The sequence below is a fragment of the Gordonia sp. Z-3 genome, from assembly GCF_036233855.1.
GTDB lineage: Bacteria > Actinomycetota > Actinomycetes > Mycobacteriales > Mycobacteriaceae > Gordonia > Gordonia tangerina.
Genome location: NZ_JAZARS010000010.1, coordinates 138,419 through 163,625, shown reverse-complemented (window position 1 = coordinate 163,625; position 25,207 = coordinate 138,419). Strand labels below are relative to the sequence as shown.

General features: G+C 68.2%; 24 protein-coding genes. 8 read left to right on the top strand and 16 right to left on the bottom strand.

Annotated features, from left to right (window positions below; all coding sequences use genetic code 11):
- The first annotated feature begins 45 nt into the window (after positions 1–45).
- From VX037_RS13880 to VX037_RS13870, 3 genes are all read left to right on the top strand, one after another.
- Positions 46–1,248: an alpha/beta hydrolase gene (locus VX037_RS13880; protein ID WP_328714683.1), complete on the top strand. Its 1,203-nt coding sequence runs from the start codon at positions 46–48 to the stop codon at positions 1,246–1,248.
- 143 nt (positions 1,249–1,391) lie between these two features.
- Entirely contained in the window at positions 1,392–2,225 is an 834-nt protein-coding gene (locus VX037_RS13875; protein WP_328714681.1) for an SGNH/GDSL hydrolase family protein, read from the top strand.
- A 22-nt stretch (positions 2,226–2,247) separates the two neighbouring features.
- A complete protein-coding gene (locus tag VX037_RS13870) occupies positions 2,248–2,529 on the top strand; it encodes a hypothetical protein (protein ID WP_328714679.1) in 282 nt (93 codons plus the stop codon).
- An 87-nt stretch (positions 2,530–2,616) separates the two neighbouring features.
- Here the strand turns inward: VX037_RS13870 and VX037_RS13865 are convergent, their stop codons facing one another.
- Complete coding sequence (locus VX037_RS13865) at positions 2,617–3,120, bottom strand: hypothetical protein (RefSeq protein ID WP_328714678.1); 504 nt, start codon at positions 3,118–3,120, stop codon at positions 2,617–2,619.
- 230 nt (positions 3,121–3,350) lie between these two features.
- Here VX037_RS13865 and VX037_RS13860 point away from each other — a divergent pair, with 230 nt between their 5' ends.
- Together VX037_RS13860 and mftD are read left to right on the top strand one after the other, a co-directional pair.
- Entirely contained in the window at positions 3,351–4,190 is an 840-nt protein-coding gene (locus VX037_RS13860) for a mycofactocin-coupled SDR family oxidoreductase (protein WP_328714677.1), read from the top strand.
- 43 nt (positions 4,191–4,233) lie between these two features.
- The gene (mftD, locus tag VX037_RS13855) at positions 4,234–5,445 is read left to right on the top strand and encodes a pre-mycofactocin synthase MftD (protein ID WP_266060119.1); all 1,212 of its coding nucleotides are present in this window, start codon (positions 4,234–4,236) and stop codon (positions 5,443–5,445) included.
- Between the two features lie 9 nt (positions 5,446–5,454).
- Here mftD and VX037_RS13850 read toward each other — a convergent pair whose 3' ends face one another.
- Positions 5,455–5,877, bottom strand: a complete 423-nt coding sequence (locus VX037_RS13850; RefSeq protein ID WP_328714675.1) for a GAF and ANTAR domain-containing protein — start codon at positions 5,875–5,877, stop codon at positions 5,455–5,457.
- 510 nt (positions 5,878–6,387) lie between these two features.
- On the opposite strand from VX037_RS13850, the gene VX037_RS13845 reads away from it, so the two are divergent.
- Both VX037_RS13845 and VX037_RS13840 read left to right on the top strand, forming a co-directional pair.
- The gene (locus tag VX037_RS13845; protein WP_328714673.1) at positions 6,388–7,257 is read left to right on the top strand and encodes a 1,4-dihydroxy-2-naphthoate polyprenyltransferase; all 870 of its coding nucleotides are present in this window, start codon (positions 6,388–6,390) and stop codon (positions 7,255–7,257) included.
- Positions 7,258–7,303: 46 nt separating this feature from the next.
- Positions 7,304–7,918 carry a YdcF family protein gene (locus VX037_RS13840; protein WP_328714671.1) on the top strand — a complete coding sequence of 205 codons (615 nt, stop codon included), beginning with the start codon at positions 7,304–7,306 and terminating at the stop codon, positions 7,916–7,918.
- 204 nt (positions 7,919–8,122) lie between these two features.
- Here VX037_RS13840 and VX037_RS13835 read toward each other — a convergent pair whose 3' ends face one another.
- The 10 genes from VX037_RS13835 to VX037_RS13790 all read right to left on the bottom strand — a co-directional run bounded on the left by VX037_RS13835 (position 8,123) and on the right by VX037_RS13790 (position 19,198).
- The gene (locus VX037_RS13835; protein WP_328714670.1) at positions 8,123–11,821 is read right to left on the bottom strand and encodes a DUF3376 domain-containing protein; all 3,699 of its coding nucleotides are present in this window, start codon (positions 11,819–11,821) and stop codon (positions 8,123–8,125) included.
- A gap of 153 nt (positions 11,822–11,974) precedes the next feature.
- Entirely contained in the window at positions 11,975–12,310 is a 336-nt protein-coding gene (locus tag VX037_RS13830; protein WP_266060112.1) for a response regulator transcription factor, read from the bottom strand.
- Positions 12,311–12,407: 97 nt separating this feature from the next.
- On the bottom strand, positions 12,408–13,463 hold the full coding sequence (locus VX037_RS13825) for a hypothetical protein (RefSeq protein WP_266060111.1): 1,056 nt from the start codon (positions 13,461–13,463) through the stop codon (positions 12,408–12,410).
- Positions 13,460–14,665, bottom strand: coding sequence for an ATP-binding protein (locus VX037_RS13820; RefSeq protein WP_266060110.1), 1,206 nt, complete (start codon positions 14,663–14,665; stop codon positions 13,460–13,462). The genes VX037_RS13825 and VX037_RS13820 overlap by 4 nt, the downstream gene beginning before the upstream one ends.
- Positions 14,632–15,291 carry a response regulator transcription factor gene (locus VX037_RS13815; protein WP_328714669.1) on the bottom strand — a complete coding sequence of 220 codons (660 nt, stop codon included), beginning with the start codon at positions 15,289–15,291 and terminating at the stop codon, positions 14,632–14,634. The genes VX037_RS13820 and VX037_RS13815 overlap by 34 nt, the downstream gene beginning before the upstream one ends.
- A 149-nt stretch (positions 15,292–15,440) precedes the next feature.
- Entirely contained in the window at positions 15,441–15,758 is a 318-nt protein-coding gene (locus tag VX037_RS13810; RefSeq protein WP_235724161.1) for a hypothetical protein, read from the bottom strand.
- Between the two features lie 117 nt (positions 15,759–15,875).
- Positions 15,876–16,739, bottom strand: a complete 864-nt coding sequence (locus VX037_RS13805; protein WP_328714668.1) for a Clp protease N-terminal domain-containing protein — start codon at positions 16,737–16,739, stop codon at positions 15,876–15,878.
- A complete protein-coding gene (locus VX037_RS13800; protein WP_328714666.1) occupies positions 16,732–17,016 on the bottom strand; it encodes a helix-turn-helix domain-containing protein in 285 nt (94 codons plus the stop codon). The genes VX037_RS13805 and VX037_RS13800 overlap by 8 nt, the downstream gene beginning before the upstream one ends.
- 200 nt (positions 17,017–17,216) lie before the next feature.
- Positions 17,217–18,890, bottom strand: coding sequence for an alpha/beta hydrolase (locus tag VX037_RS13795; protein ID WP_328714664.1), 1,674 nt, complete (start codon positions 18,888–18,890; stop codon positions 17,217–17,219).
- Positions 18,890–19,198: a hypothetical protein gene (locus VX037_RS13790; RefSeq protein WP_235724074.1), complete on the bottom strand. Its 309-nt coding sequence runs from the start codon at positions 19,196–19,198 to the stop codon at positions 18,890–18,892. The genes VX037_RS13795 and VX037_RS13790 overlap by 1 nt, the downstream gene beginning before the upstream one ends.
- A gap of 149 nt (positions 19,199–19,347) precedes the next feature.
- On the opposite strand from VX037_RS13790, the gene VX037_RS13785 reads away from it, so the two are divergent.
- A complete protein-coding gene (locus VX037_RS13785; protein ID WP_235724075.1) occupies positions 19,348–20,058 on the top strand; it encodes a type 1 glutamine amidotransferase in 711 nt (236 codons plus the stop codon).
- 193 nt (positions 20,059–20,251) lie between these two features.
- Here VX037_RS13785 and VX037_RS13780 read toward each other — a convergent pair whose 3' ends face one another.
- From VX037_RS13780 to VX037_RS13765, 4 genes are all read right to left on the bottom strand, one after another.
- On the bottom strand, positions 20,252–22,816 hold the full coding sequence (locus VX037_RS13780; RefSeq protein WP_328714663.1) for an FtsX-like permease family protein: 2,565 nt from the start codon (positions 22,814–22,816) through the stop codon (positions 20,252–20,254).
- A complete protein-coding gene (locus tag VX037_RS13775; protein WP_372475067.1) occupies positions 22,813–23,442 on the bottom strand; it encodes an ABC transporter ATP-binding protein in 630 nt (209 codons plus the stop codon). The genes VX037_RS13780 and VX037_RS13775 overlap by 4 nt, the downstream gene beginning before the upstream one ends.
- Positions 23,443–23,697: 255 nt before the next feature.
- On the bottom strand, positions 23,698–24,831 hold the full coding sequence (locus tag VX037_RS13770) for a PLP-dependent cysteine synthase family protein (protein WP_235724078.1): 1,134 nt from the start codon (positions 24,829–24,831) through the stop codon (positions 23,698–23,700).
- A 4-nt stretch (positions 24,832–24,835) separates the two neighbouring features.
- Complete coding sequence (locus VX037_RS13765) at positions 24,836–25,198, bottom strand: DUF4229 domain-containing protein (protein WP_328714662.1); 363 nt, start codon at positions 25,196–25,198, stop codon at positions 24,836–24,838.
- Positions 25,199–25,207: the final 9 nt, after the last annotated feature.

Genomic DNA, 25,207 nt, shown 5'->3' with positions numbered 1-25,207 from the left:
GGTGGTCGAGGTTGCCCATCGCGGCGGAGCGGCTACCTTTCTCGTGTGCAAAAGCGGTGGAAGTCAGCGGTGATGGCCTGCATGGTGGCCGCATTGCCGATGACCGCTGCCTGCGCGTCCACCGACACCACCGAGGTACCGGCGAGCACGTCGTCGGGGGTCGCGATCAGCGCCGATGCCCGCACCGGACGCGGTGAGGTGATGCGCACCGACCCCGGCCTGGACACGTGGGCCGCCACCCTGCCCGACGGTACCGACATCACCCGGATCGTCTACCGCTCGACTTCGGGTGTGGACGGCGCGGCCACCGCGGTCAGCGGCGCCGTTTTCATACCTTCGGATGAACGGCGCCCGGACGACGGGTGGCCGCTGATCGCCTACGCGCACGGCACCACCGGTATCAGCCGCGACTGCGCGCCGTCGGATCGCCCGGACATGTTCGGCGACCTCGGTGCCGTCGACGACTTCCTGCGTCGCGGCTATGCCGTGGTGACCACCGACTATCAGGGGCTCGGTATCCGCACCGGTGAGAGCGCCGCACACCCGTATCTGGAACCGCACACGGCCGCCTACAACGTGATCGACGCGGTCCGCGCGGCGCGTTCCGTGGAGCCGTCGATCGGGTCGCAGTGGTTCGCGGTGGGACGATCCCAGGGCGGCTCGGCGGCGTGGGCGACGGCCGAACAGTACGCGGACTACGGCGACGACACCGGCGAACTGCTCGGGGTGGTCGCGGTGGCACCGCTGCTGGATGCGACCTACCTGGTGCGCAACGCTCAGGACGAGACGCTGACGGTGGCGCAACGCTACCTCTATCCCGTGCTGGTTCAGGGAGTGGCGCAGGGGGCCGAGCAGGTGACGCCGGCAGACCATCTCGGAGCGGGTGTCACACCGGCACTGTCGTGCTCGTCGACGGGCACCGCCCTGGCCACCCAACCCGCCCCACCGGATGCCGAGGCCTTCACCGCCGTCACGTCGGCGGCCGCCGACGAGTTGATGGATGCGGTGCAGTCCTACGCGCTGCCACGCGAGCACACCGAGGTGCCGATCGTCGCGTTCTACGGCAGCCGCGACGACATCATCCCGCCCGATGTAATGCAACTCACACTTGCGCGTGCCTGCGACGTCGACGACCGGGTGCTGCGCGTACGCCGTGAAGGACAGGGACATTCGCTCGATCCAGGCTCGATGATGGCGAAATGGATGAGCGACCGCCTCGCCGGGCAGGTCGTGCCGAGCGACTGCTGAGCTCACCGGCGCCGACTCACCGAGAACATCGGGCCGATTGCCCGCTACAGTGACACGGTCGGGGGCGGCGCTGAAGCAAACCGGCGCTGCAGACCGGCGAATTGTGGGTTTGTGGTCGATTCCGGAGTCTGGAGTGTGCGGGGATGCCGAAAGTTGTGAAGCGGATCTGGGATTCGGCGCCCCTGTGGGCGTGGATCGTCATGGGCGTGTGCGTCATCATCCTGGTCGTCGGACTGATCGTGTCGTCGAATCGCACCGCGCCGACGTCGTCGCCGGCCGCGCAGTCGCTGCCCACCACGAGCACCGCCATGCAGACCCCGGCCACCGTGGCGTTCGTCGACGATGCGCGAGCCAACCCGGAAACCCCGAGAACGCTCGTGCTGCTGGGTGACTCGACGGGCGCCGACAAGAACGGTTGGGCTCCGGCGCTCGGCGAGTCCATCAGCCAGACACTCGAACGCCCGGTGGCCACCAAGTACTGGAACACCGCCACCAACAGCTACGGCGAGATGGTGGGTCTCGGCGACGGCCCGAACGGCCCGGTCGGTTACTGGAATGCCAGCGCATCCGGCAAGGACGCCGACTACACGCTCGAGAATCTGGACACCATGATCGCCCCGGACGTGACGCCGGACCTGATCATGCTCAACTTCGGACACACTCAAGACACCACGCAGCCGCTGGCGCCCCAGCTGCAGCCGCTGATCGACGAACTGCGCACGCAATACCCCGACGCCGACCTGGTGGCCATCAAACAGAGTCCCGCCCAGGGCGCGAACGCCGACGCGCAACTCGAGGGTTTCGCCGCCGCGATGGACGCCGAGGGCATCCAGGTGATCGACGTGAACTCAGCGTTCCCCACCGACAACACTCAGTTGTCGGCGCTGCTGCGCGACGGTGTGAACCCGAACGCCGACGGCCAGCAGTTGTGGACCAAGACGGTGCTGGCGGCGTACGGGCTGCCCGAAGCGCAGTAGCCCGCTCCGGGGTCTCGGGCCGATGAGCGCGTCCGCGTCGTTCCACGCGCTGGTCATCCTGAACCTGCTGTTCGTGACCGGCGCGTGGTGTCTGGCGCGGCCATCGGTGCGGGCGGCGATCGCCCTGGTCGTGGTGTCGGGCATGTGGGTGGTGGGCAACGGCCCCATCGAAGGGCGCGTGCTGTGGAGCTACAGCCGCGCCCATGGCGTCACCGAATCGGACCTGCTGTCGGTGATCGGCGTGATCATCGCGGCGATCACGCTCTGGCGGGCGCGTTCCGGGGGACGACACCGCCGACGTTGAGCACACTGCAACCAACACACAGATCGGCTCCGACGATCGCGGTCGGTGCGATGCGTCGGAGCCGATCCGGACGGTGAGAGTCGCCTTCTACGCGGCCCGCGCCGGGAGAATGGACTCGATGGCTCCCCAGATGAGCTGGGCCAGCGGTGTGGCCACCACCGCCGGCAGGCCCTGCGCCTGCAGGAACGCCGAGATCAACGGCACGGTGACGATCGCCCAGTTGAAGTTGTCGAGGAAGTCGTCAAGCAGCGGAGCGAGGTCGGCGGAACCCGACGAGGAGCCGCTCGACGATCCCGCCGAACCGGTCCCGGTGTCGGCGGACTCATCCGTCGTAGCACTGTTGTCTACGGCGCTGTCGCTCTCGGTCTCGGTCTCCTCGGCGACCGGCGACGACTGCAGCGCCGCGAGCACCGCATCCTTGATGGCCTGCTTGTCGGCGGCGGTCGGTGCCAGTCCGATGAACGTCGGTGTGGAGCCGGCCGTCACCGACGCGGCCGGTGCCGCGTACGCGGGCGCCGTAGCCAGCCCGGCCGCACCCGCTGTTCCCACCAGCGTGAGTACGGCGATACCTGAGACAACTGTCTTTCTCATTCAATCTCCCCGAAGATTGCGTGAACGCTGTTGCGCTGGAAAGCCTTTGCTATCCGCATCGAAACCTATCAGCTACCGAACGCCTATGCCGTTCGGGTGGTGGGACTCACAAGCCATGCCGCCGCCGCGTCAGCAATGTCCGGCATAGCCGCTTCGCGGAGTTTCACCTCACCACACACGGGTACCCGACTCGTGAACGATCTCTCACCCGATGCTTTAAGGAGAGAACAGTGGGACAGCTCGACGGCAAAGTCGCCTTCATCACCGGCGCCGCACGCGGCCAGGGACGAGCACACGCCGCAACCCTCGCGGGGCACGGTGCCGACATCGTCGCCGTGGACACCACGGGTTCGCGCGACAGCATGAACTACGACCTCGCCACCAGCGAAGACCTCGAGGGCACCGTCAAGGAGGTCGAGTCGACGGGCCGGCGGTGCCTCGCCATCACCGCAGACGTACGCGACACCGACGCCATCGGCGCCGCAGTTCGCCAGGCGCTCGACGAGTTCGGTCGCATCGACATCCTGGTGGCCAACGCAGGCATTCACAGCATGGCGCCACTGCACGAGATGGGCGACGATCAATGGAACGACGTGATCGACACCAACCTCACGGGCGTATTCAAGACACTGCGCGCGGTGGCGCCGACGATGATCGAACAGAAATCGGGCGCGGTGGTGCTGACCTCGTCGATCAACGGCCTCGAAGGCGGCGCCAACTACATCCATTACTGCGCCGCCAAGCACGGCGTGCTCGGCGTGATGCGTTCGGCAGCACTCGAACTCGGGCCACACCGCATTCGGGTCAACGCGGTGTGCCCGGGCGTCATCGACACTCCGATGACGAACTACCAGGACGTCTACGACATGATGAACGGCGGTCCCGGCGGCGATAGGTCGAGCCTCGAGGAAGGCGCCACAGGCTACGGGATCCTCGATGGCCAGGGCGCGCTGCCTGCCCAGGTGATCAGCGATGCGGTGCTGTGGTTGGTCTCCGACCAGGCATATGCGGTGACCGGGCAAGCAATTCCGGTGGACTCGGGGCATCTGGTTCAGCCGGGCTTCAGCTGACCATCTCCGCGTACCGCACCATCGACTGACAGAGGAGCAACAAATGGCCAACACGTGGTTCGAATCGGTCGCCGAGGCCCACCGTCGCGCGAAACGACGCCTCCCCAAGTCCGTGTACGGCGCTCTCGTCGCCGGCTCCGAGCAGGGCATGACGTTGCGCGACAACATCGACGCCTACAACGAGATCGGCTTCGCCCCGCACATCGGCGATCTGCCCGACGAGCGAGATCTCGCGACCACAGTGATGGGGCAAGACGTCTCGATGCCGGTACTGATCTCGCCAACAGGGGTTCAGGCGGTGCATCCGGACGGCGAACTGGCGGTCGCGCGCGCCTCGGCGGCGCGGGGTGTCGCCATGGGGCTGAGCTCGTTTGGGAGTCGCCCGATCGAGGACGTGGTGGCGGCGAACCCGCAGACCTTCTTCCAGACGTATTGGGTGGGCGACCGCGACGCCATCGCCGGACGCATGGCACGTGCGAAACAGGCCGGCGCCAAAGGCATGATCGTGACTCTCGACTGGACCTTCTCCGAGGGCCGGGACTGGGGCAGCCCAACGATCCCGGAAAGACTGGATCTCAAGACGATGGCCCAGTTCGCGCCGCAAGGTATCACTCACCCGCGGTGGCTGCTGCGCTATCTGCGAGCGGGACATCTGCCAAATCTGAAGACGCCCAACGTCGACGCCGATCCCGACCCGGCCGCTGCGCCGACCTTCTTCGGCGCCTACGGCGAATGGATGCAGACCAAGCAGCCTCGCTGGGCGGACATCGCCTGGATGCGCGAACAGTGGGACGGGCCGTTCATGGTGAAAGGTGTGATGCGTATCGATGACGCCAAGCGGGCCGTCGACGCCGGCGCCACCACCATCTCTGTGTCCAACCACGGTGGCAACAACATGGACGGCACCCCGGCCACCCTGCGCGCCCTACCCGGCATCGCCGAGGCGGTTGGGGACGACGTGGAGGTGGTGCTCGATGGTGGCGTCCGACGCGGCAGTGACGTGGTCAAGGCGCTGTGTCTGGGTGCGCGCGCAGTGATGATCGGCCGTGCCTACCTGTGGGGACTGGCCGCGGAAGGACAGGCCGGCGTCGAGAACGTTCTCGACATCCTGCGCAACGACATCGACTCCAATCTGCTCGGACTGCGCCGAGCCTCGGTGCGCGATCTGACGCGCGACGACATCATCGTGCCGCCGAGCTTCGGTGAGAAGCTGTCCTCGCGAACCACCGGTCCGGCCGAGTCTGTCCGGGCCTGAACCGCGACGTCACCGTGGGTCGGGGTGGTCCTTCTGGACGAGTTGTGCGGCCACCTCGGCCACCGGGGTATTGCTGTCCTGCGACAACCGCCGCAACAGGTCGAAGGCCTGCAAGGCGTCCACATCGAAGCGCTCCATGATGATCCCCTTGGCCTGACCGATGATGTCGCGGGAGGCCAGCGCGCTGCGGAACTGGGTGCCACGCCGGGCGCCGGACAGGGCGATCGCGGCGTGTGTGGCGAGGTTGATGCCGAGATCGACCTCAGCGGGATCGAACGGATCTGCGTTTTCCGAATAGAGGTTGAGCGCTCCGAGCTCGACGTCGGTCACGAACAGCTGGATTGACAGGCTGGCCCGTACCGGAGTCCTATCGAGCACCGCGGCGACGAACCGTGGCCACCTCGTCTCTGTGCCCATGTCGGAGATGCTCATCGTGTCCTGTTGCCACACGGCGTCCAGACACGGCCCTTCGCCCGGTCTCGTGCTGTAGCCGATCGACGAGCTCGGGAATTGCTCCGGTCGCCGCAGTGGACTGCAGTTCGGCGGGCCGGGTTCCGCTTCCGGCCCTGCGCACGAGCGTCACGCCGGCGTGATCGACGTCGGGAAGAACGTCCACGGCCGCGCGGGTGATCTCGGCGAGGACGGTGGAGGGTTCCTTCACACCGGATCCGCCGGCGGCGCCATGGAGACGACGGGCCAGCCTCGCGATCTGTCCGTGTACTCCGCGCTCTTCCTGCCGGGCGCCACTCACGACTCACTCCTTTCCGCGTCGGACGACCTCCGGAGCACGCAGGTCTGGACTCCAGAGGTCTGACCGTTTTCGACCCCCGGGGACCGAAGACGGCTCTGTGTCGCTTACCCGCGCGCCCCAGCCGCGACACCTGACCCTCGCGGACCGACGCCGATGCAGTGTGCCGTCATTGTCATGGAAAGATCCACAGAATGGCTACCCCAAAGGAGTGGATCCAGGGCGCTCGACCCCGCACCCTGCCCAACGCGATCGCACCGGTGATCGTGGGCGTCGGAGCGGTCGGCGACCTCGGCGAGGTGGCGTGGTGGAAGGCGGCGCTCGCGCTGATCGTCGCGGTGGCGTTCATCGTCGGCGTGAACTTCGCCAACGACTACTCAGACGGGGTACGTGGCACCGACGATGACCGGGTCGGCCCGATGCGCCTGGTCGGCTCGCGGGCGGCCTCGGCCGGCGCGGTCAAACGAGCCGCATTCGCCTGCTTCGCCGTCGGCGCACTGTGCGGGCTCGTGCTGGCGGTCACCACGGCGTGGTGGCTCGTGGTGATCGGCGCGATCTGCATCGCCGGCGCCTGGTTCTACACCGGCGGCCGCAAACCTTACGGCTATATCGGCCTCGGTGAGGTCGCCGTGTTCGTGTTCTTCGGGCTCGTCGCCGTCCTTGGTACCCAGTTCGTGGTGAGCGGCTCGATCGACTGGGTCGGCCTGCTGTGTGCGATCGCGGTGGGTTCGATCTCGTCGGCGGTGCTGGTGGTCAACAATCTGCGTGACATCCCCAGCGACACCGAGTCGGGCAAGGTCACTCTCGCGGTTCGGCTCGGCGACAAGCGGACTCGCGTGCTGTTCGCGGTCTTGCTGGCGGTACCGCCGGTGGTGAGCGTGGCGTTGATCGGGGCCACCCCGTGGGCGCTGCTCGGCTTGCTCGCCGCGCCCCTGATCTGGGCGGCGTATCTGCCGGTGCGTCGCGGCGCCACCGGTCCGCGGCTCATCCCGTCGCTGGGTATCACCGGGCAGGCGATGCTGGCGTGGGCAGTGCTGACGGCTGTGGGATTGGTCATCGGTTAGTCATCTCAGTTCGGCGTGTCGACCGAGGCGCCAATATCCTTGGCCCATGCGCGCTACCACTGTCCTGGTGCGCGGACCGAATCGGCGCAGACGGCGCCGGCAGGCGTTGTTGGCCGCGGCCGTGTGCATGGTGCTCGTCGCCACGCTGGTCGTCGGGGTGCTGGGGTATCAGCTGTTCACCCGCGACCATTCCGACCCGCTGCGTCCGGCCGATGCCATCGTGGTGCTCGGCGGCGAGCACGACGGTCGCGAGGACTATGGGCTCGAGTTGGCGGCGCAGGGCTACGCCGACACCGTGCTGATCTCCGATCCGTACCGGCCGTACAAACCGTCCGAACGCGAACTGATGGACCGGGTCTGCGATGCGAGCACCGACACGATCGAGGTGATCTGCTTTGCGCCGCAACCGTCCACCACGCGCGGCGAGGCGATGTTCACCCAGCAGATGGCCACCGCCCGCGGGTGGCGATCGGTGATCGTGGTGAGCTGGCGCTATCACCTGGTACGGGCGCGCTACATCTTCGGCCAGTGCTCCGACCGCCAGGTCATCATGCGCGGTGTACCGCGCAGCTACGCGCGGTCACCGGAGAGCTGGGCGTACACGTACGCGTATCAATATGGCGGGTTGATGAAGGCCACGCTGCTGGGCTGCAAGACATAGCTCGTTTCCAGCCGCGCCGAGTGGCCCCATACTCGGGGGTTTGTTAGCATAGTGAACGTTCTTGTCGGGGCTTTATCCGCAATTCACTCGGGTGTGGATTCCCCCCCTTTCACAACCGGGTGAGCCGGATGATGAGAACACCGAGCACCGCGTGCGCCGGCTTGAACTCCCTGCCGCACGCGGTGCTCATCTCGTTGGCTGCCGTCATGTGCGCCAGTCCTCGATCATCTCCGCCAACAGCCGTCGCCGTTCGCGGACGAGGTCGAGTCCCGACGCCGACAGCAGCCGGGCGTGGATGGGTTTGGTCAGCTGATGCAGCACCCCCATGCCGATCAGCCAGACCGCGACCGGCGCCAAGTCCGTCAGCGGGTTGGCCAGCCCATCAATAGCTGCGACGATCACCAGTCCGAACAGCGCGAACGTGGCGACGATTATGGCCTCACCGGTCATCCAGTACCAGGGCGTCCAGCCCCACACGCTGATCAGCGCGAGGACCGTCGCCGACACCACCACCGTCACGATCGTCGCCAGCACCAGCCGGTCGGCGTGACCGTTTTGCGCCCCACCCCACTCCAGGAACGACTGGACCCATCCTCCCTGCGGGAGTGCGTCGACGACCTCGAGGGGTTGGGCACAGCGTTCGAGTGCGCGGGTGCTCGTGCACGGATACCAGGCGAGCAGCGTCGCCGCCATCGCGGCGATCACGTACAGGACGCCGGTGGCCACGATCGCCGCGATCCGTCCCGCGGACGGGCGGGCCGACGCCCCGGCAGTCACCGACCGGCGATACAACCACCAGGCCAACAGACCACACGCAGCCACCACCAGCACCATCAGTTCCGAGCCGACAGCCAGCCACCACGGCGGCCGCAGGAACATCCAGGCCCCGCCGACCACGAACACCAGACCCACCACCATGTTCGCCCAGTAGCGTCGGGCCGCGCGTCGTCGGGAGTCGGCGATCACCTGCGGCCACACACCGAAACGCTTCTCGCGGATTGCCGAGTCGAGGCGCTGGGGCCGAGCGGCGTCGAAATGCTGTGCGACGACCCGCCATCGGCGCCGCACACCACGCCCGAGCACCATCGACAACCCACCGATCACGATGATCACCGCCAGAAAAACCCGCTGCCCCGCCATGCCGGTCACCGCCGCACCCAACAGTGCCGCCGCGGCGCAGGTGACGGCCAGGGCACCGATGAGGCGCAGCGGGTCGGCGAACAGACAAGCGATCACCACCAACGGGCGCACCAGGATCAACGCCACCAGGCGCAGCGCCCGACTCACCAATCCACCCGACCGCGACGACGGCTGCAGGCCGCGGACCACCAGCGGCAGGATCCGCGACACCAGCGCGAACCGGTACAGCGCGGGTAGATCCGACAACGTCTCCCCGCCCACCGTGGCCAGTCGACGCTTTAACGACTCGGCCCCAGGATCGGTTCCGGTGCGGCATGTTTCGTCGACTTCGGCCAGGATGAGCCGCCGCGGATCGTCTTTCGGCTGTGGCGCGGGCACGCCCAGGTCGCCGAGCAGCTTCACGATGCCGGTGGCGGCATCCAACCGACCCCAGTACCAATCGTTCTCGCGCCACCGTTTCGACAGGAAACCACCGAAGCGGTTCAGCTCGGTTCCGGCGAGTTTCATGTCGGCGCGCGACAGTGTCCTGGTCTGCGTCACCAGGTCGTCAATGATCGTCACATTGATCTCTGCCGGATCGACCTTCTTGCGCACCCACTGCTGAACCTGCTTGCGCGCGGCGGCCTTCCGCAGCGGCGTGAGGTCGATCCCGTGCACCTCGGTTCCCGCTGTGTCACCAGTGATCGTGGAGAACGTCACCCCCGACGCCGTCGTCGTTGGAATCCCGGCGGGCAGGCACAGGCGCACGAGGTGAAACGCGCTGGGATCGGCGACGTCGGCGAGTACCCCGTAGATACCGAGCCCGGCTCGGTCAGGCAAGCTACTCGTCGCGGCGCGGATACATCGCAGTTCTGAGTCGAGGACCGTGCGGATCGTCGGCAACAGTGTTGTCCCGCCGTCGGTTCGGCGCGCACCCATCTGCGCCAGCAGTCCGTAGAACTCGCCGTCACTTGCCGTTTCGCCGGACGGGGCCGTGGTAATCGCCGCCGCGAGCTCGTCGTCGATCCGCCAACCACCCTGACTTTCCAGGGCAGCCTCGAGCCGACATGCCAAGAGCACCGTGGCGTCGTCGCGCAGCAGTATGCTGCGGTAGGTGGTCTCGTGCCGCACATACAGCAGCATGGCCAGGCACCGATAGAGAATGTTCTTGCTGCGCACCAGGTCTGCCGATGCTTGCTGACCGAGAGCCTGAATCCAGGCGATCAGCAGGACCGCGGTGTCGGCAAGGCCGTCGACGTCACCGGAGATGAAGGTGTCGCGGGCGACGCTGCCGGTGTCGCCGCGGAATCCGTCGTAGACCTCGGTGACCGCCGCCGGTACCGCGTCCGGATCCGGCAGCTCGTCGGGGAGGTCGGCGCCGCCGAACGGCGGCACGCAGAAGTGTTCTCGAGGATTGCGCAGCAGTTCGGCGATGGCCGGGATGTCCCGGCCGATCCGAGCGTCGAGGTAGGCGGGGAGCCAGGAGTCGGGGTCGGTCGGGACCGCCGGATCGAGCACCTCGGCCAGCGACGTCAGCCGATGCGCCACCGACGCGCAGCGCTCGTTGTACTGCTGTACCGCCATGATCTCGTCGTCGGCGGTCTCGGTGCGGGTGCGCAACGCCATCGATGCCCGGATGACCTGTACCCAGTCGACGCCGACCGGATCGAAGCGGACGTCGTCGGGCAACATGGTCGGATATGTCGCCGCCGGGGGCTGCGGGTCCAGATAGATCAGGTGCCGACGTGATTCCTCGGTGGCGGTGGCGCGCTGAATGGCTCGCAACGCCCGGTCGATCGGGATGTTGTCGAACACCCCGCCGTCGACGACGTCGAAGCGGTCGCGGTCGCGCCCGAGTCGTCGGCGCACATCGTCGGCGAGCGTGGCCGACCGCGCGTACGGGAAGACCGGCGCCATGTTCCACACGTGATCGCCGGGCATGCCGTCGTCGTTGTGGGGGTCCTCGGTGATCGAATGCACCGACGCCGGTTCGAACGCGCCGGGGAACGACGACGTGGCGCGCGCGGCCAACGCCATCCGGCCTAGAACGGATGCACGCCGCTCGTCCGACAGTAGGCCGTCGGATAGGCCCGGGATGGTGGAGAAGCGGGTCGTCAGGCCCCCAGGTCGCCGCATGAAGGTGAACCCGGCCTGGTTGCTGAGGTTCGGTTCCTGCGGATCAGGCAACACGGTGGCCGCGAGCTCCACGGTCAGTCGGTCCACCGCGGTCTGCGCCGTGCCATCAGCGCCGCCGGCGGTGGCGATCTCGGCAAGGGTGTCGGCAGCGATGGTGAGGAACTGATCGTCGCCACGCAGGATCGACGGCACCCGACCCACTCCCGGACGTCGCAACAGATCCCACAGTCCGCCGCGGTCCTTCCACATGCGCAGCACGATGTCGTCAGTGGCCACGCCGTAGGACTGGGCCAGCGCGAACAGGATCGCATTCAGGCCGCCTGCGCTCGCGCCGGCGAGGATGTCGAACTCGACATGGTCGTGGCCGGCCGCACGGACCATCTGCCGGTAGATCTGGGCGCGGTGAGCGCGAGCGATCCGGCGTGGGCAGGCGGCTCGGGCGTCGGCCGGGCAGGCGTCGTCTGGACACACCGGATCGGTGTCGGGTTCGAGCAGGGCGCGCCGCAGCACATCGAGTTCAGCGACCGCACCCCCGATCCACACCGCCATGCTCACCCCGCCGCGCATGGCGAGTGCGATGCGCAGCGTCGGGCGCCGCGCGGGGTCACCGTCGGCGAGCGCGTCGGTGTCGGCACGAGACATCGTCATCGGGCCCTCGTTCGGGGGTTCGGGATCGGTGTCTCATGGTGACAAGAACGACGCCCGCAATCGCCCACCGCCCGGATCTCGGCGCGGTTCTGTTATCGAAATGTGCGAACCGTGACACCGCGATTCGTTCGGCCGGATGACACCGGCCCCGGATCAGCCGGCGAGGCGACCTGGCCGCACGGCGGCGTCACAGCGTGTGACCGTCGGCGCGTTGGCCCGACCGACGCTTGCCGCGATCTCGTTGATCGAGGTGTAGCCGTCCTCGATCGCGCGCACGAGCAATGCGATCTTGGTGGTGGCCGGACGCCCGGCGGCGCGGTACTTGCCGCGGATACGGACCAGATGGGTACGCACAGTGGCGTCGGTGATGAACAGTTCCCGGGCGATCTCACGCATGGGCCGGTCGGCGACCCACCGGACCAGCACATCGACCTCACGGTCGCTCAGCACCGGGGATGAACGGTGTTCCCGGACAATTGCGTTCGTCATCATCACATTCCTCACACGCGCAGAGCTCCTGCAGATCAAACTAGGCGCCCGTCACATACAGGAACAGACACATGTTTTCGTGCCCCCAGGCCAGGGGTCAGCTGAACGAACGAATGCCGCCGGTCTTGTCGATCTCGGAGCGCACACTGCTGCCGTCGCGTCGACGATGCAGCACCGAAGCCGCGATGGAACCGTGCGGGGGCGCCACCCGCACGAACACCTGCCCTTCTCGCGCCTCGGCGAGCACCGTGCCGGCCAGATCGCTGACCGCTGAGGCGACCCGCGAGTCGATCGGATCGGAATCCTGGCCGTCGACGCGTGCGTCCGAATCGTCGATGAACACCACTTCCACCCCTTTCGCGCGGGCCTCGTAGGCCGGCTCGTCGAGGTCGAGCGCCGACATCAGCGGAGCCCGCAGCCGGTCCCGCAGGTGCGCCTCGAGCAACGCGCACTCGATGCGCTCGTCGGCGGTCAGTACCGCACCGGAAGCGATGCGTTCGAGCATCGGCCGCGCCAGATTGTCGAGCACGGCGACCTGAGCGGACCGTTCCTCGTCGGCGGCAGCGTCGGCCGACAGCCGTGCCACCTGCGTGATGGTCTGGGCGCGCAGGGCGAACACCGCACGCGCGGTCGGCCGCAGGGTGCGGGAGAACAGCGTGCCCATGACGAGCGGCGCGAAATTGACCGCGACCATCGTCAACGCACCCACCGGCGACCGTCCGAGACTCTCGGCCCAGACCGCGTAGACGGCAGAGGCCGCGATGAGACCGATCCACGGCGCGAGCAACCGCCCCCGGACACACATGAAGCAGTAGACCGCGGTGATCCCGCTGTGCGCCCACATCACCATCAGCGAGGACGTCCACCCGGCGTCGAGGCCCGAAGAACCCCACAGCGCGAGCGCACAGGCGGTGGGCCCGGCCGCGGCCAGCGCGATGGTCGTCGGCAGCGGCAGCGGATCGCCGGGGACCTGCAGGATCGCAATGACCGCCGCGGTCAGGATGACACCTGCCAGGACCGGCGACCACTCCCCCGGCTGCCGGACGACGATGTAGCCGATGGTGGACCAGGTGGACAACAGGAACGCGCCGGCCACCAGCCACGCGCCGGGTTGTCGCATGCCGATGAGGTCGCGCACGTCGTGGGTGATCATGCCGACCACTCCACGACGACCCGGGTGCCGCCGCCGGGGCGTGACATGACGGCGGCGTCACCACCCTCGATCCGCCGGATCCGGCCGCGGATGCTGACCGCGATCCCGAGCCGGGAGGCCGAGATGTGTGTCGGGTCGAAGCCCCGCCCGTCGTCGCGGATCTCTGCGCGCAGCGACGACGCTGATGCCGTCACTGTCACCGTCGTGGTCGCGCCCGCACCGGCATGCCGACGACTGTTGCGCACGGCCTCGGCGGTGGCCGACGCGATCGCCGACACCGCCTCGCCGGGGTAGCTTGGCAGCGCATCGTCGGCGTCTACGGCCACGGTCAGCGTGGGATCCACCAGCCCCACCGCCGCCCGCACCTGGCTGATCGCGTCATTTCCGCCCACAGCGTCTGCGCTGTCGCCGACCGCGGCACGCTCCACGGCGGCCAGTGCCGCCCGCGCGTCCTGGGCGAGTTCGGGCGATCCGCCGCGACGCGACGCCGTCAGCAGCGTTGACATCACATTGTCGTGGGTCAGCGCATCGAACCGGCTGCGCTCGGTCGACCGCGCATCCGCGGCAGCTGCGGCCGCGGTGGCGCGGTATGCCTCCGACCGCGTGCGGTCGAGAATGCCCGCTGTGCGGATGGCCATCACCGCAGCGGACACGAAGATCAGTGAATAGGAACATCCCCAGGCGATGTCGACGAACAACGGTCCGTTCAGATCGGCCGGCCGCAGGACGTGACTGACGACGATGACCGCCGCGTTGACGACGACCAGGTAGCCGAAGGCGATCATCGGTCGGAACGCGAGGGCGGCGGCGATCGCCGCGAGCCCCGGGAACTGCGACATCCAGATCCCACCGACCACGTTGAGTTCGGCTCCCGACCACGCGAACCACCACAGGGCCAGCGACAGCGCGTACCCGCACGCCGCCACCGCGGCGACGAGTCGGATGCCACGGACATCGGCCCAGCGGCCCGCCGGCCCCAATGCCAACCCCGTGCCGAAGGTGAGGATCACCGCGAGCACGGTCCACCAGGGTTGCATCACCGCGGTCGAGTCGATCACCAACGACGAGGTCATCAACGCGTAGGCGAGGTAGCCGACGGCGACGAAGCCCGACATCAGCCGCAGGATGCGGCGGCCGGCCTGCTCGTCGCGTTCGTCGCGCGCGTCGGTCACCGACGGAAGCGCCGGGGTATCGGCAGCCATCCGTCCTCGATCGCGCGCTTGTAGAGATCTGTCTTGGTGGGCGCGGGCCGGCCGGCGGCGTTGTAGCGCCCGCGGATGCGGTTGACGTAGTCGGTGACGGTCTCGGTGGAGATGTTCAATTCTCTGGCCACCCGCGCCGACGATTCCCCGGCCGCGTACAACTCGAGAACTCGACGCAATTGCGGCGACAGATCCACGAATCCGGGATCGGAATCGATGGCCGCCGCCCAATCGATACTGGGGACGGTGTCACCGGACAACGCGCGCCGCATGGCATCGAGCAATTCCGCTTCGCGGGCATTCTTGCGGACCACGCCCATCACTCCGGCGCTCGCGGCCTGGCGCACCATGAACATCTCGTCACCCGAGGTGTAGACGAGGACGGGGATACCCGCCGCACGCAACGCCTCGATGTTGGCGATCGGCGACGTCCCGTCGCCGAGACGAAGGTCCAGCAGCACCAGGTCGAGCTCGGTGGCCATGGCGAGCAACGTATTCACGGTTCCCGCGCCGGCAACGAGCTCCATATCCGACTGTTCGTCGAGGGTGGCCCGCAAACCGCGGACAATCTGCTCATGGTCGTCCACGACGCCGATTCGCCATACCCTGGGCGGCGGTTCGGTCATGTCCACCATCATCGCTTATGGCTCCGACACAAGCGCAGAGAAGTCCCCGTTTTGTTTCATTCCTTCGCACGACATGCGCATTCGACGACCGTTTTCACAAATTACGGGGAATGCGATTTGTTTGCATTCGAAAACAAAATCGTGACCACTCACGACGCGGGCCGGCGTCCGGGGTCGGCCGGCCGCAGCGCCCAGCCCGGTACCCAGTGCGTCACCTTCTCCTGACGATCGCGTGCGGTGATGGTGTAGGTGACCTTGCCGTACCACTCACCCCACTCCGAGCGTGCCCAGGCGGTGAGCACGCCGAGGTGGACCGACCGGATCTGCAGACCGTCGGGGAAGTACTCACCGGTGTGGTGTGGCGTCTGTGGATACAGCGCGTTGAGGTCGATGAGCACCGCCTTGTGACCGACGGGGAAGAACACCGGCCGTCGTGGCTGGCCGCTGTCGCCGCCGATCCACTGCATACCCACACTCGAACATTAGTTCGAGTGTGGGTATGGGCTCAACCGCGCAGCGTAGTGAGGCCAACGTGCCGTTGGGCGACACGTTGGCCTCACTCGCAGGGCGCGGTGGCGCTCCGGTCAGATCTCCACCTCGACGTCAGGCAGACTCGCCCAGACGGCCGCCTTCAGGCCTTCGGGTGTGGTGGCCGACTCGATCACCGCGCGCGACGCGTCGTCGGCGGTGTCGATGATCGCCAGCAGCAGGTACTCCGGGCGCAGCCGACGATCGCTACGCTCGCGGGCGATCTCCAGCGCGCGCGCCAGCGCCGAGCGCGTGGGACCGGCAAAGCGTGGGCGGCTGCCCCGGCCCCGGGGCCCGCGCCGTCCACGACCGGGCTCCCACGGTCCGTCGTCGGCGAAGGGTCCGCCGGGGCCGAATGGGCCGCGGGGGCCACCGGGGCCGAAGCCGCCCGGGCCCCAGCCCTCGGGTCCGCGCATCTCGGGACCCCAGTCGTCGGGACGTCCGCCGTCGGGGCCGCACCCGCGGTGAGGTCCGTGGCCATGCCGGTGACCGGGCCCACGTCCACGCCCGCGACCGCGCCGACCGCCGGGGCCACGATCGGGGCGTCGAGCCCAGCCGTCGGACAGGTCCTCGCCGAACCGGCCTCGGACCGCCTCGCGAACCTTGTCGAGGTCGATGCCGATGCTGCGCAGGGCCTCTCGATCTTCGTCGTAGCGCTGCTGCGTCGATTCCTCCTCGGAGTCCAACGCTGTCGCCTCGGACTCGTCGTCGTGCTCGGCGTGATACCTCCGCGCCGCGTCACGTGCCGTCGGCAGGGTTAGCCCCCGCTCGGCGAGCAGCGTGAACAGCGGGCTGCGGGCATTGCAGAGCATGCCCAGGATGAGGTGGTCGTTACCGAGGTGCCGATGACCGAGGTCGCCGGCTTCTTGCATGGCGAAGGCCATGAGCATTCTGTCGTCGCGTGTGAATCGCTCAAACATTGTTCGTGTCTCCTTTCGGCCCGCTGTCGCGGACCTCGCGGTGTGCATGTTTCTGATGCACGGCCTGGCGGCTGATCTGCAGAACCTCTGCGATCGACTGCCAGCTCCAGCCGTGGGCGCGGGCGTTGGCCACCTGTACGTCCTCGAGTCGGTCGGCCAGTGTGCGCAACGCGCGGACGGCGGCCAGCCCCCGTGCCGGGTCGTCGCTCGCGGCAGCACCGGCGAGTCCGGAGGTGTCGCGATCGGCCGTATTGGCCGGGTTCTGCTCGTCGTGCATGGTGTCAGGTTAAGTTGACAAGCCCCGGTTGTCAAGAATTATTGACACGGGCTGCTCGCGCGGGTCCGATCGGCTCGCGCAAATCGGTTCGGCTCGCGCAACTCGTCGACGGGCCGCGTCCTCCCGGTCGGCCCGCGGTCGCCGACCCGACCCGCGTGAGACCTGTCGAACGACGACGGATACGGGTGGCGGCCGCCGCTTCACCAGGGCAGGCGCAGCCCGATATCGGGTTGTCGCTCGATGTAGCCGGTCGGACGCTCCCCGACGACGACCCGCACGATGTTGCGGAAGGCGTCGGAGTCCGGGTCACGCCAGTAGTCGCCGTGTCCGTCGACACCCGCGACCGGTGAGCACGAGCCGTCGGCGCCGGGTGCGTGAAAGCCGGTGTCCATCCGGAACACCCCGGGCGCGGAGTCCGGGTCTTCGCCGTGCGGATTTCCCGGCAACGCCTGCACCCATTGGATCGGATCGCCCGGCGCGGTCAGCGAGTAGCGCTCGACGGCGGGGTTCGCGTTGCGCCACGGGCCGTCGAACACGCCGGTGCCCGCCGACGACGCATACATCACCCGGTCGGCGCGCAGCCCGAGCTGCTCGGCCGAACCGACCACCGATCCGCCGTAGGAATGCCCGATCACGGTCACCGCCGCCCCGGGCGCGCGTTCGGCGATCTCGGCGTCGAGCTCCGCGGCGAACCCGACGAGGCCGGGCGCCATCTCACGCGCGAACCGCGGATCGGCCGCCGAGCCGTCGAGGGATTCCGCCACCGCGGCGGCGGCACCCAGCGCGTGCCCCAGCGGACCGGCCAGCGATCCCGCCAGCGCGCCCGCACCGAGCGCATCGTCGAGACCCTCGTAGCCCATCGTCTGCGGCAGATCACCGTCGAGATAGACGAATACGGGACCACCGGTGGCGTGCGCGAGTTCTGTTGCCGCGACGACGCTCTGATCGATGGTATCGAGACCCGAGCCGGTGCCGGGCACCAGCACCGCCGCATTGCGGGTGTCCGCACACACCTCCCCGACCATCTCGATGACGTGGCCCCGGGCGTTGTCGAAGGCGATGAACCGGCGTCGACGGCCGTCGGCGAGCGGTCGGAGCAGATCCTCGAGTCGGCGTGCCCGCACGCCGTCGGCCCGACCCGCGAGCCGTTCGGTCTCCAGCGCGGCACGGATAGCGAGATCGTTTGCAGCAGAGCGCAACTCGAAATCGATGCCATCGAGGTTGCCGACCACACCCGGATCGGCTGCGGCGATCCGGAGCCGATCCTCCTCGGCCAGCCGGGACAGGAACTCGCGGCGCGTCGACGGCGTCATCCGAGTCAGCGCGGTCACCACGCGGTCGGCGTCGGCAGTGCTGCCGTCGGGCAGCGTGACCTCGGCGGCACCGCCCGCCGGGATCGCCGCGCCCGGAATGGCCGCCACCAGTTCGTCGATCCGCGCGCCACAGTGCTCGTCGACGGCATCAATGACGTTCATTCCATTGCGGATTCGCACTTCGGCCGTTCTCGAGCGTTCGTCGGGTCCGTCCCGACCGGTGACGTGGCCGTCATCGGTCACGGCATAGCCGTCGGCGATCACGCCGTCGACCTCACCGAGCACCACCGCACGCGCCCGGGCGAGATCGGCGCCGGCTCGGGCGGCCTCCTCGGCGATCTCGACCAACATGCGACGTATCTGTCGGGCCCGCACGTCGGTGTCGTCGACGAATCGCTCTGCGGCGACGGCGGTCACACCCGACCAGGTGGTTGCATCGACTGCTCGAACGATCCTGCGCGTCGCGGCGTCGACGAGGTCGGACGCAGCCTGGGCTGCGGCGCCGGCTGCGGAAATCGCCGCGGGTCGCCACTGACGGAGCTCTGGGATCGTCGGCCGCATCAACGCTCGATCCGCAGACGGCTGGCCGACGTATCGTCAGTGTCGGTCACCGCGGCCGCCAACCCGGCGAGCACGACGCTCATCTCCTGGAGTCGCCCGCAAAGCGACTCGGCCGTGCTCCGGAGGGCATCGTCGGCGTCGAGCAGCGCCCGCATGGTCCGCCCCTGCGCAACGGGTGGCACCGCATCATCCTGTCGGGCAATCAGTTCGAGCGTCGAGATACGCCTCGCCTCGGCCCGCCAGGTGCCGACGCCCGCGGCGATCTCGGCGGGCATCACGCGGAGTACATCGGGGGACGGAAGTGGCATCGGGGGCTCCTTACCAAGCCGGCGAGAACATGAGCGACGAAACGTGTCGTCGGTCATTTGGACGCACCAGCGGGGGCAACGGTTCCTCCGGTTTCGGCGCCGGCATGGTTGTCGGGCCGCGGCGACCGTGGGCCGGTAGGCTCCGCGAGATGGGATTGCGAGCATTGACGCTGGTACACAATGTGCTGCCGGAGTACCGGCGGGCCATCGTCGGGTCGCTGTTGCCGGCGATGGAGCGTCGCGGCATCGCCGTGGACATCGTGGCCGCCGACGAGGACGAGCCGTTGCCCGCGCCGGGCGAGGTGGATCTGGTGGTGGTGACGGGCTCCACCGATTCGGTGCACGACGAATCGCTGTCGTGGATCGGCCGAGAGCGCGAGTACCTGCGTACGGCCATCGGCGCTGGCGTACCGATCTACGGCATCTGTTTCGGCGGGCAGATCCTGGCCAGCGCGTTGGGTGGCACGGTCGCCGTGAGCAGCCGACCCGAACACGGTTTCGTTCCCGTGACCTCGACGCGGCCCGAGTTGGTGGCCGAAGGGCCGTGGATGCAATACCACTACGACACGATCACCGTGCCCGACGACGTGGAGGTCATCGCCCGCAACGAGGCGGGCGTGCAGGCGTTCGTGAGCGGACCGCATCTGGGCGTGCAGTTCCACCCCGAGATCGACCCGGAGTGCTTTGTCGCTTGGCGCGACGGCTTCTCCGGGACGCGATCGGATATGTCGGAGGACGGGGTGGATCTCGAGGCGCTGGCCGCGTCGATCGCGGCGCGAACCGACGCCGCTGCCGACGATTGCGACGTGCTGTTCGAGCGTTTCCTGGCGCATGCCGGACTGGATGTGGTGCGGGGCTGAGTGGTTGGGCGGGAGTGGTCTCGATACGGCCCTCGCCTAGCGGCTCGGACCTACTCGACCACCGACAAAACGGCACCAACACCGGGGCGGCTCGGACCTGTCCGACCACCGACAAAACGGCGCCAACACTGGGGCGGCTCGGACCTGTCCGACGACCACCGACAGAACGCCGCCACCCGCGAGGTGGGCGGGGCTATTCGTCGAGGATGGATTCGCTGATGTTCATCCGGGAGGCCCGCATTGCCGGGACCAGTGCGCCCACGATGCACAGGCCACAGGCGACCGCGACGAAGATCAACGTCGACGGGCGCGGTGAGTACGCGATGTCGATCGAGGTGGTGGCCGACAGGATCTTGTCGGACAAGAAGTGCAGAGCCCCACCGAGTATGACGCCGGTCAGCGATCCGATGAGCGCGACCCCGGCGGCCTCGGCAACCACCATCCGGGACACGAACTTCCGCGAGGCACCCATCGCGCGCAGCACGCCGAGTTCACGGCGACGTTCGATCACCGACAGCAGCAGGGTGTTCAGCAGCGCCACGGCGGCGGCGAGCGCGACGATCCATTGGATGGCGACGGTGAAGGCGCCGGCCTGCTCGGCCTCGGCCTGCGCGGATTCGAGCGCCTCGGTCCCGGAATGCACATCGGCGATCCGGGTGCCCGGCAACGGGTACTCGGCGGCGACCGCCTCGAGGTCGGCGCGAATCCGGTCCTGGTCGACCGCCGGGTCGGTGGACACCTGGAGGTAGGTGTCGCCCGGACGGTCGAACCACTCCGACAGCTGTTCGTTGCTCATCGCGGCCGTACCCGAACCCATGGAGATGTAGTTGACCAGATCACGCACCACCACATCGCGATAGCCGGTCGGGGTGGCCATCCGCAGCGTGTCGCCCTCGGCCACGTCGAGGGTGCGGGCCAGTACGGTGGACATCAGCATGCCGTTCCCGGCGAGTACCTGCTGCAGGGCTTCGGGATCGGCCTTCTTCACGAAGGGCGCCAACGAGTTCGGTTCCAGTCCCTGCACGTAGATCTTGGCCTCGTCGACGTTGATCGACGCCCACTGCGCGCCGACCACCTGCGTCACCCCGGGGACTTGCGCCACCGCCGGGGCGATCTCGGCCGGCAATGCGGGACCCACCGGCAGGCCACCACTGTCGGCCGAGGACACGTAGAAGTCCGGGTCGGCCAAGCCGTCGAGCGAGCCGGAGATCGAGCTGACCAGGTTGTCGAGTGCACCCGAGGTGCCCATCCCGACCGCCACGGCGACCGCCACCGTCATCAGCGTCGCCCAGGCCCGACGCGGCGCACGTTCGGCGTTGACGGCGGCAAGCTGACCGGGACCACCGAAGCGGCGCGACAGTCCCACCACCAGCGCCACCAACGGCACGGTGAGCGCGTAGCACAGCAAGAGCCCGCCGACGGCGAACACCGCACCGGCCAGGATGGCCGGGCGACCGGGAACGCCGACGGCCACGAACCACGACGCCACCAGCAGCACCACACCGGCGATCCCGGAGATCCACACGCCGCGACCGTTCTTGCCGGTGCCGTCGGCGACCTCGCCGGCGACCATCGCTTCCACCGGGGACACCGCGAACACCGATCGGGCCGCCAGCGTCGTCGCTGCGACACAGGCGAATATGCACGCGAGGATGGCGATCACCGGCGCGTACCACGGCAGGTGATAGCTCACCGCCGTCGCCATCTGATCGGTGTTGGCCTCCGGGATCCGACCGATTGCCCAACGTCCGGCGAGAACGCCAACCGGCACGCCCAGCGCACCACCGACCAGACCGAACAACGCCGACTCACCCAGCAGGTCACCGACGAGGTGACCGCGGCGCGCACCCAGCGCACGCATCATCGCCAACGACTGCCGACGCGAGGCGACCGCCATGTTCATCGTGTTGAACACCAGGAAGCCGGCGATCACCAACGAGATCAGCGAGACCAGCAGCGTCGCATCACGTGTCACCGAACTCGCCGTCTCGGCCTGCGCGGCGCGGAAGTCGGGGTCCACCACCACGGCCCGACCGTCCACGACGTCGGCCACCGACGACTTCACGGTGGCGATGTCGGCGCCCGGTTGCGCCACGATCAGGATGGAGTCGACCTTGCCCTCCTGGGCCGCCAGCCGCTGCGCGAGCCCGAGGTAGGCGAAGATGAAGTTGCCGCGGTTGAGGACGTCGGCCTGATCGCCGCCGATCACCGAGATGACCTGTACATCAACACCATTGATGGACAGGCGCTGGCCTTCGGTGAGTCCGGTGGCCGACCCGGCGACGATCCCGTTGTCGAGATCGCCCTTGTCGATGCCCTGCGATTGTTGTTGAGAGACGGCTTGTTGCAGATCACCGGACAGCGCGGTGACGCGGAAATCCGACCCGAGCAAGGCGATGTTGCGGTCGTCGATCACCACCGAGTCGCGGATCAGCGGTACCACCGATTTCGCGTCCGGGACGTCGCGGCGGATCTCGGCAGGGAGTTCGTCGTCGATGCCGGAGTCGGCGATGGCCGCGACCTCCACCTGAGCGGAACCGCTGATGGCCGCGTTGACCTGGCGCACCGATTCGGTCAGCGAGCCGTACAGCCCGAGTACCGAGATCAGCAGCGCCGACGCGACGACCACCACGAGCAGGGAGGTCACCATCCGCAGTCGATGGGTGCGGATCTCGCGCAGGTTGAGCACCCGGATCCGCGACAGCCCGGACGCCACCGACCGCACCAGACGCAGCGTGCGGGTCGACGATCGACTCACGCGATCTTCCCGTCCCGCACCGTTATGGTGGTGTCGGCGACGTCGGCGGCGTGCGCGTCGTGGGTCACCATCACCACCAGCCGGTTCGGGGTGTCGTGGGCCACCTCGGAGAGCAGTTCGAGCACCGAGTCACCGGTCTTGGAGTCCAGGTTGCCGGTGGGTTCGTCGGCCAGCAGGATGGTCGGGTCCATGATCAACGATCGGGCGATGGCGACGCGCTGCATCTGCCCGCCGGACAGTTCCGACGGACGGTGATTGACGCGCGCCCCCAAGCCGACGCGTTCGAGCAACTCGACGGCACGCGGTTTGGCCTTGCGTAGCGACTGACTGTCGAGCAGGCGCGGCAACGCAACGTTCTCCCACGCCGACATCGTCGGCACCAGGTTGAAGAACTGGAACACGAAGCCGACGCGATGGCGGCGAAAGGCCGACGCGTCGTCGTCGTCGAGCGAGCCGAGGTCGGTGCCGTCGACCGTGATGGTGCCCGAGGTTGGGGTGTCGAGTGCGCCGAGCACATGCAACAGCGTGCTCTTCCCGGCACCCGACGGGCCGACGATCGACGCGAACTGGCCGCCGTCGAGGGTCAGGTCGAGCCCATCGAGGGCCCGTACCCGCTGATCGCCCATCTGGTACTCGCGCACCAGATCGACGGCCTTGACCAGGGGTTCATCCGCGAGAGAGCTCACGCGGGTCATGGTATCGGACGACGGTGAGGGTGCCCTTAGTCGGATCGAGTGCCCGCTCGACGGAAAACGGCGCCCAGTGAACAGGAAACGGCACCCACTCGACGAGAAACGGCACCCACTCGACGAAGCTGCCGTTGAGTGGGCGCTGTTTTCCGTTGAGTGTGCGCTGTTCTCCGTTGAGTGTGCACCCGCCGGTCAGGCGGTGGCGCCGGTCCAGTGGCCGGAGGCCAGGAATTCGTCGAGGACGGCCGTCGGCTCGGTCAGGTCGAATCCCTGCCGGCTCAGCCAGTCGTCGTCGAAGTAGGTGTTGGCGTACCGATCGCCCGAATCACACAGCAGGGTGACCACGCTGCCCGGCTGACGCTGCGCGGCCATCTCGGCGACGATCTGCAGCGCACCCCACAGGTTGGTGCCGGTGGAGCCGCCGACGCGACGGCCGAGTCGGTCGCTGAACAGTCGGGCGGTGGCGATGGATGCGTTGTCGGGAACGCCGATCATCCGGTCGATCACCTGGGAGACGAACGACGGCTCCACCCGCGGCCGCCCGATCCCCTCGATCCGGGAGCCGAGCTCCGAGCGCAGGGCACCGTCGCCGGTGTCGTAGGCCGGTAGGAACACCGAGTTCTGCGGGTCCACCACCGCCAGCCAGGTGGGGTGGCGCCGATACCGTACGTAACGGCCCAGCGTCGCCGACGTCCCGCCGGTGCCGGCACCCACCACGATCCAGGTCGGGATCGGATGATCCTCTTCGGCCATCTGGGCGAAGATCGACTCGGCGATGTTGTTGTTGCCGCGCCAGTCGGTGGCGCGCTCGGCCATCGTGAACTGGTCGATGAAGTGACCGCCGAGTTCCGCCTCGAGCCGCAACGCCTCGGCGTAGACGTCGCCGGGCCGGTCGACGAAGTGGCAGCGTCCGCCTTCCCGCTCGATCAGCGCGGTCTTGGCCGGCGAGGTACTCGAGGCCATCACCGCGATGAACGGAACCCCGATGAGCTTGGCGAAGTAGGCCTCACTGACCGCCGTCGAACCCGACGACGCCTCGATCACCGTGGTGCCCTCGGTGACCCACCCGTTGCAGATCGCATAGAGAAACAACGATCGCGCCAGCCGGTGCTTGAGCGAACCGGTGGGATGGGTGCTCTCGTCCTTCAAGTAGAGCTCGATGCCGGTGTCACGGCCGGCGTCGTCGGTCCATCGTGACCAGTCGGGTAGCGCAAGCCGGTGCAGATGGGTGTCGGCACTGCGACGGCCGTCGGCCTCGATCAGGCGAACCGCGTTCTCCGACCATGTCCGGTTGCGACGGTGGTCGACGATCCTGGTCGGCTGCACAGGGTCAGTCCGACGTGCCGCGCAGCCGCGACTGCAGGTCGTCGTGCCGGGCTCGGCGCGCATTGTCGACGGCGGCGATCTGACTGTTGACCCGCAATCGCAGCTTCTTGAACAGGACCAGCCCCAACGGCAGTGCGATGAGCACGCCGAACACGGCAGCCACCAGCAACGGCACCTCGACCCCGACGAGGGCACCGATCCCGAGGATGAGCGCCGCAACCACGACGACCAGCGCCAGGCGGGCCACGGTGTACATCGCCACCGCCAGCGCGACACTGCCGGCCGATGCGTGGGTGTCAGCCCCCTGGGTGTCGGCCGCCGGGGTGTCGGCCGCCGGGGCGGACCCGGATGCGTTCTGATCTGTCACGAATACGCC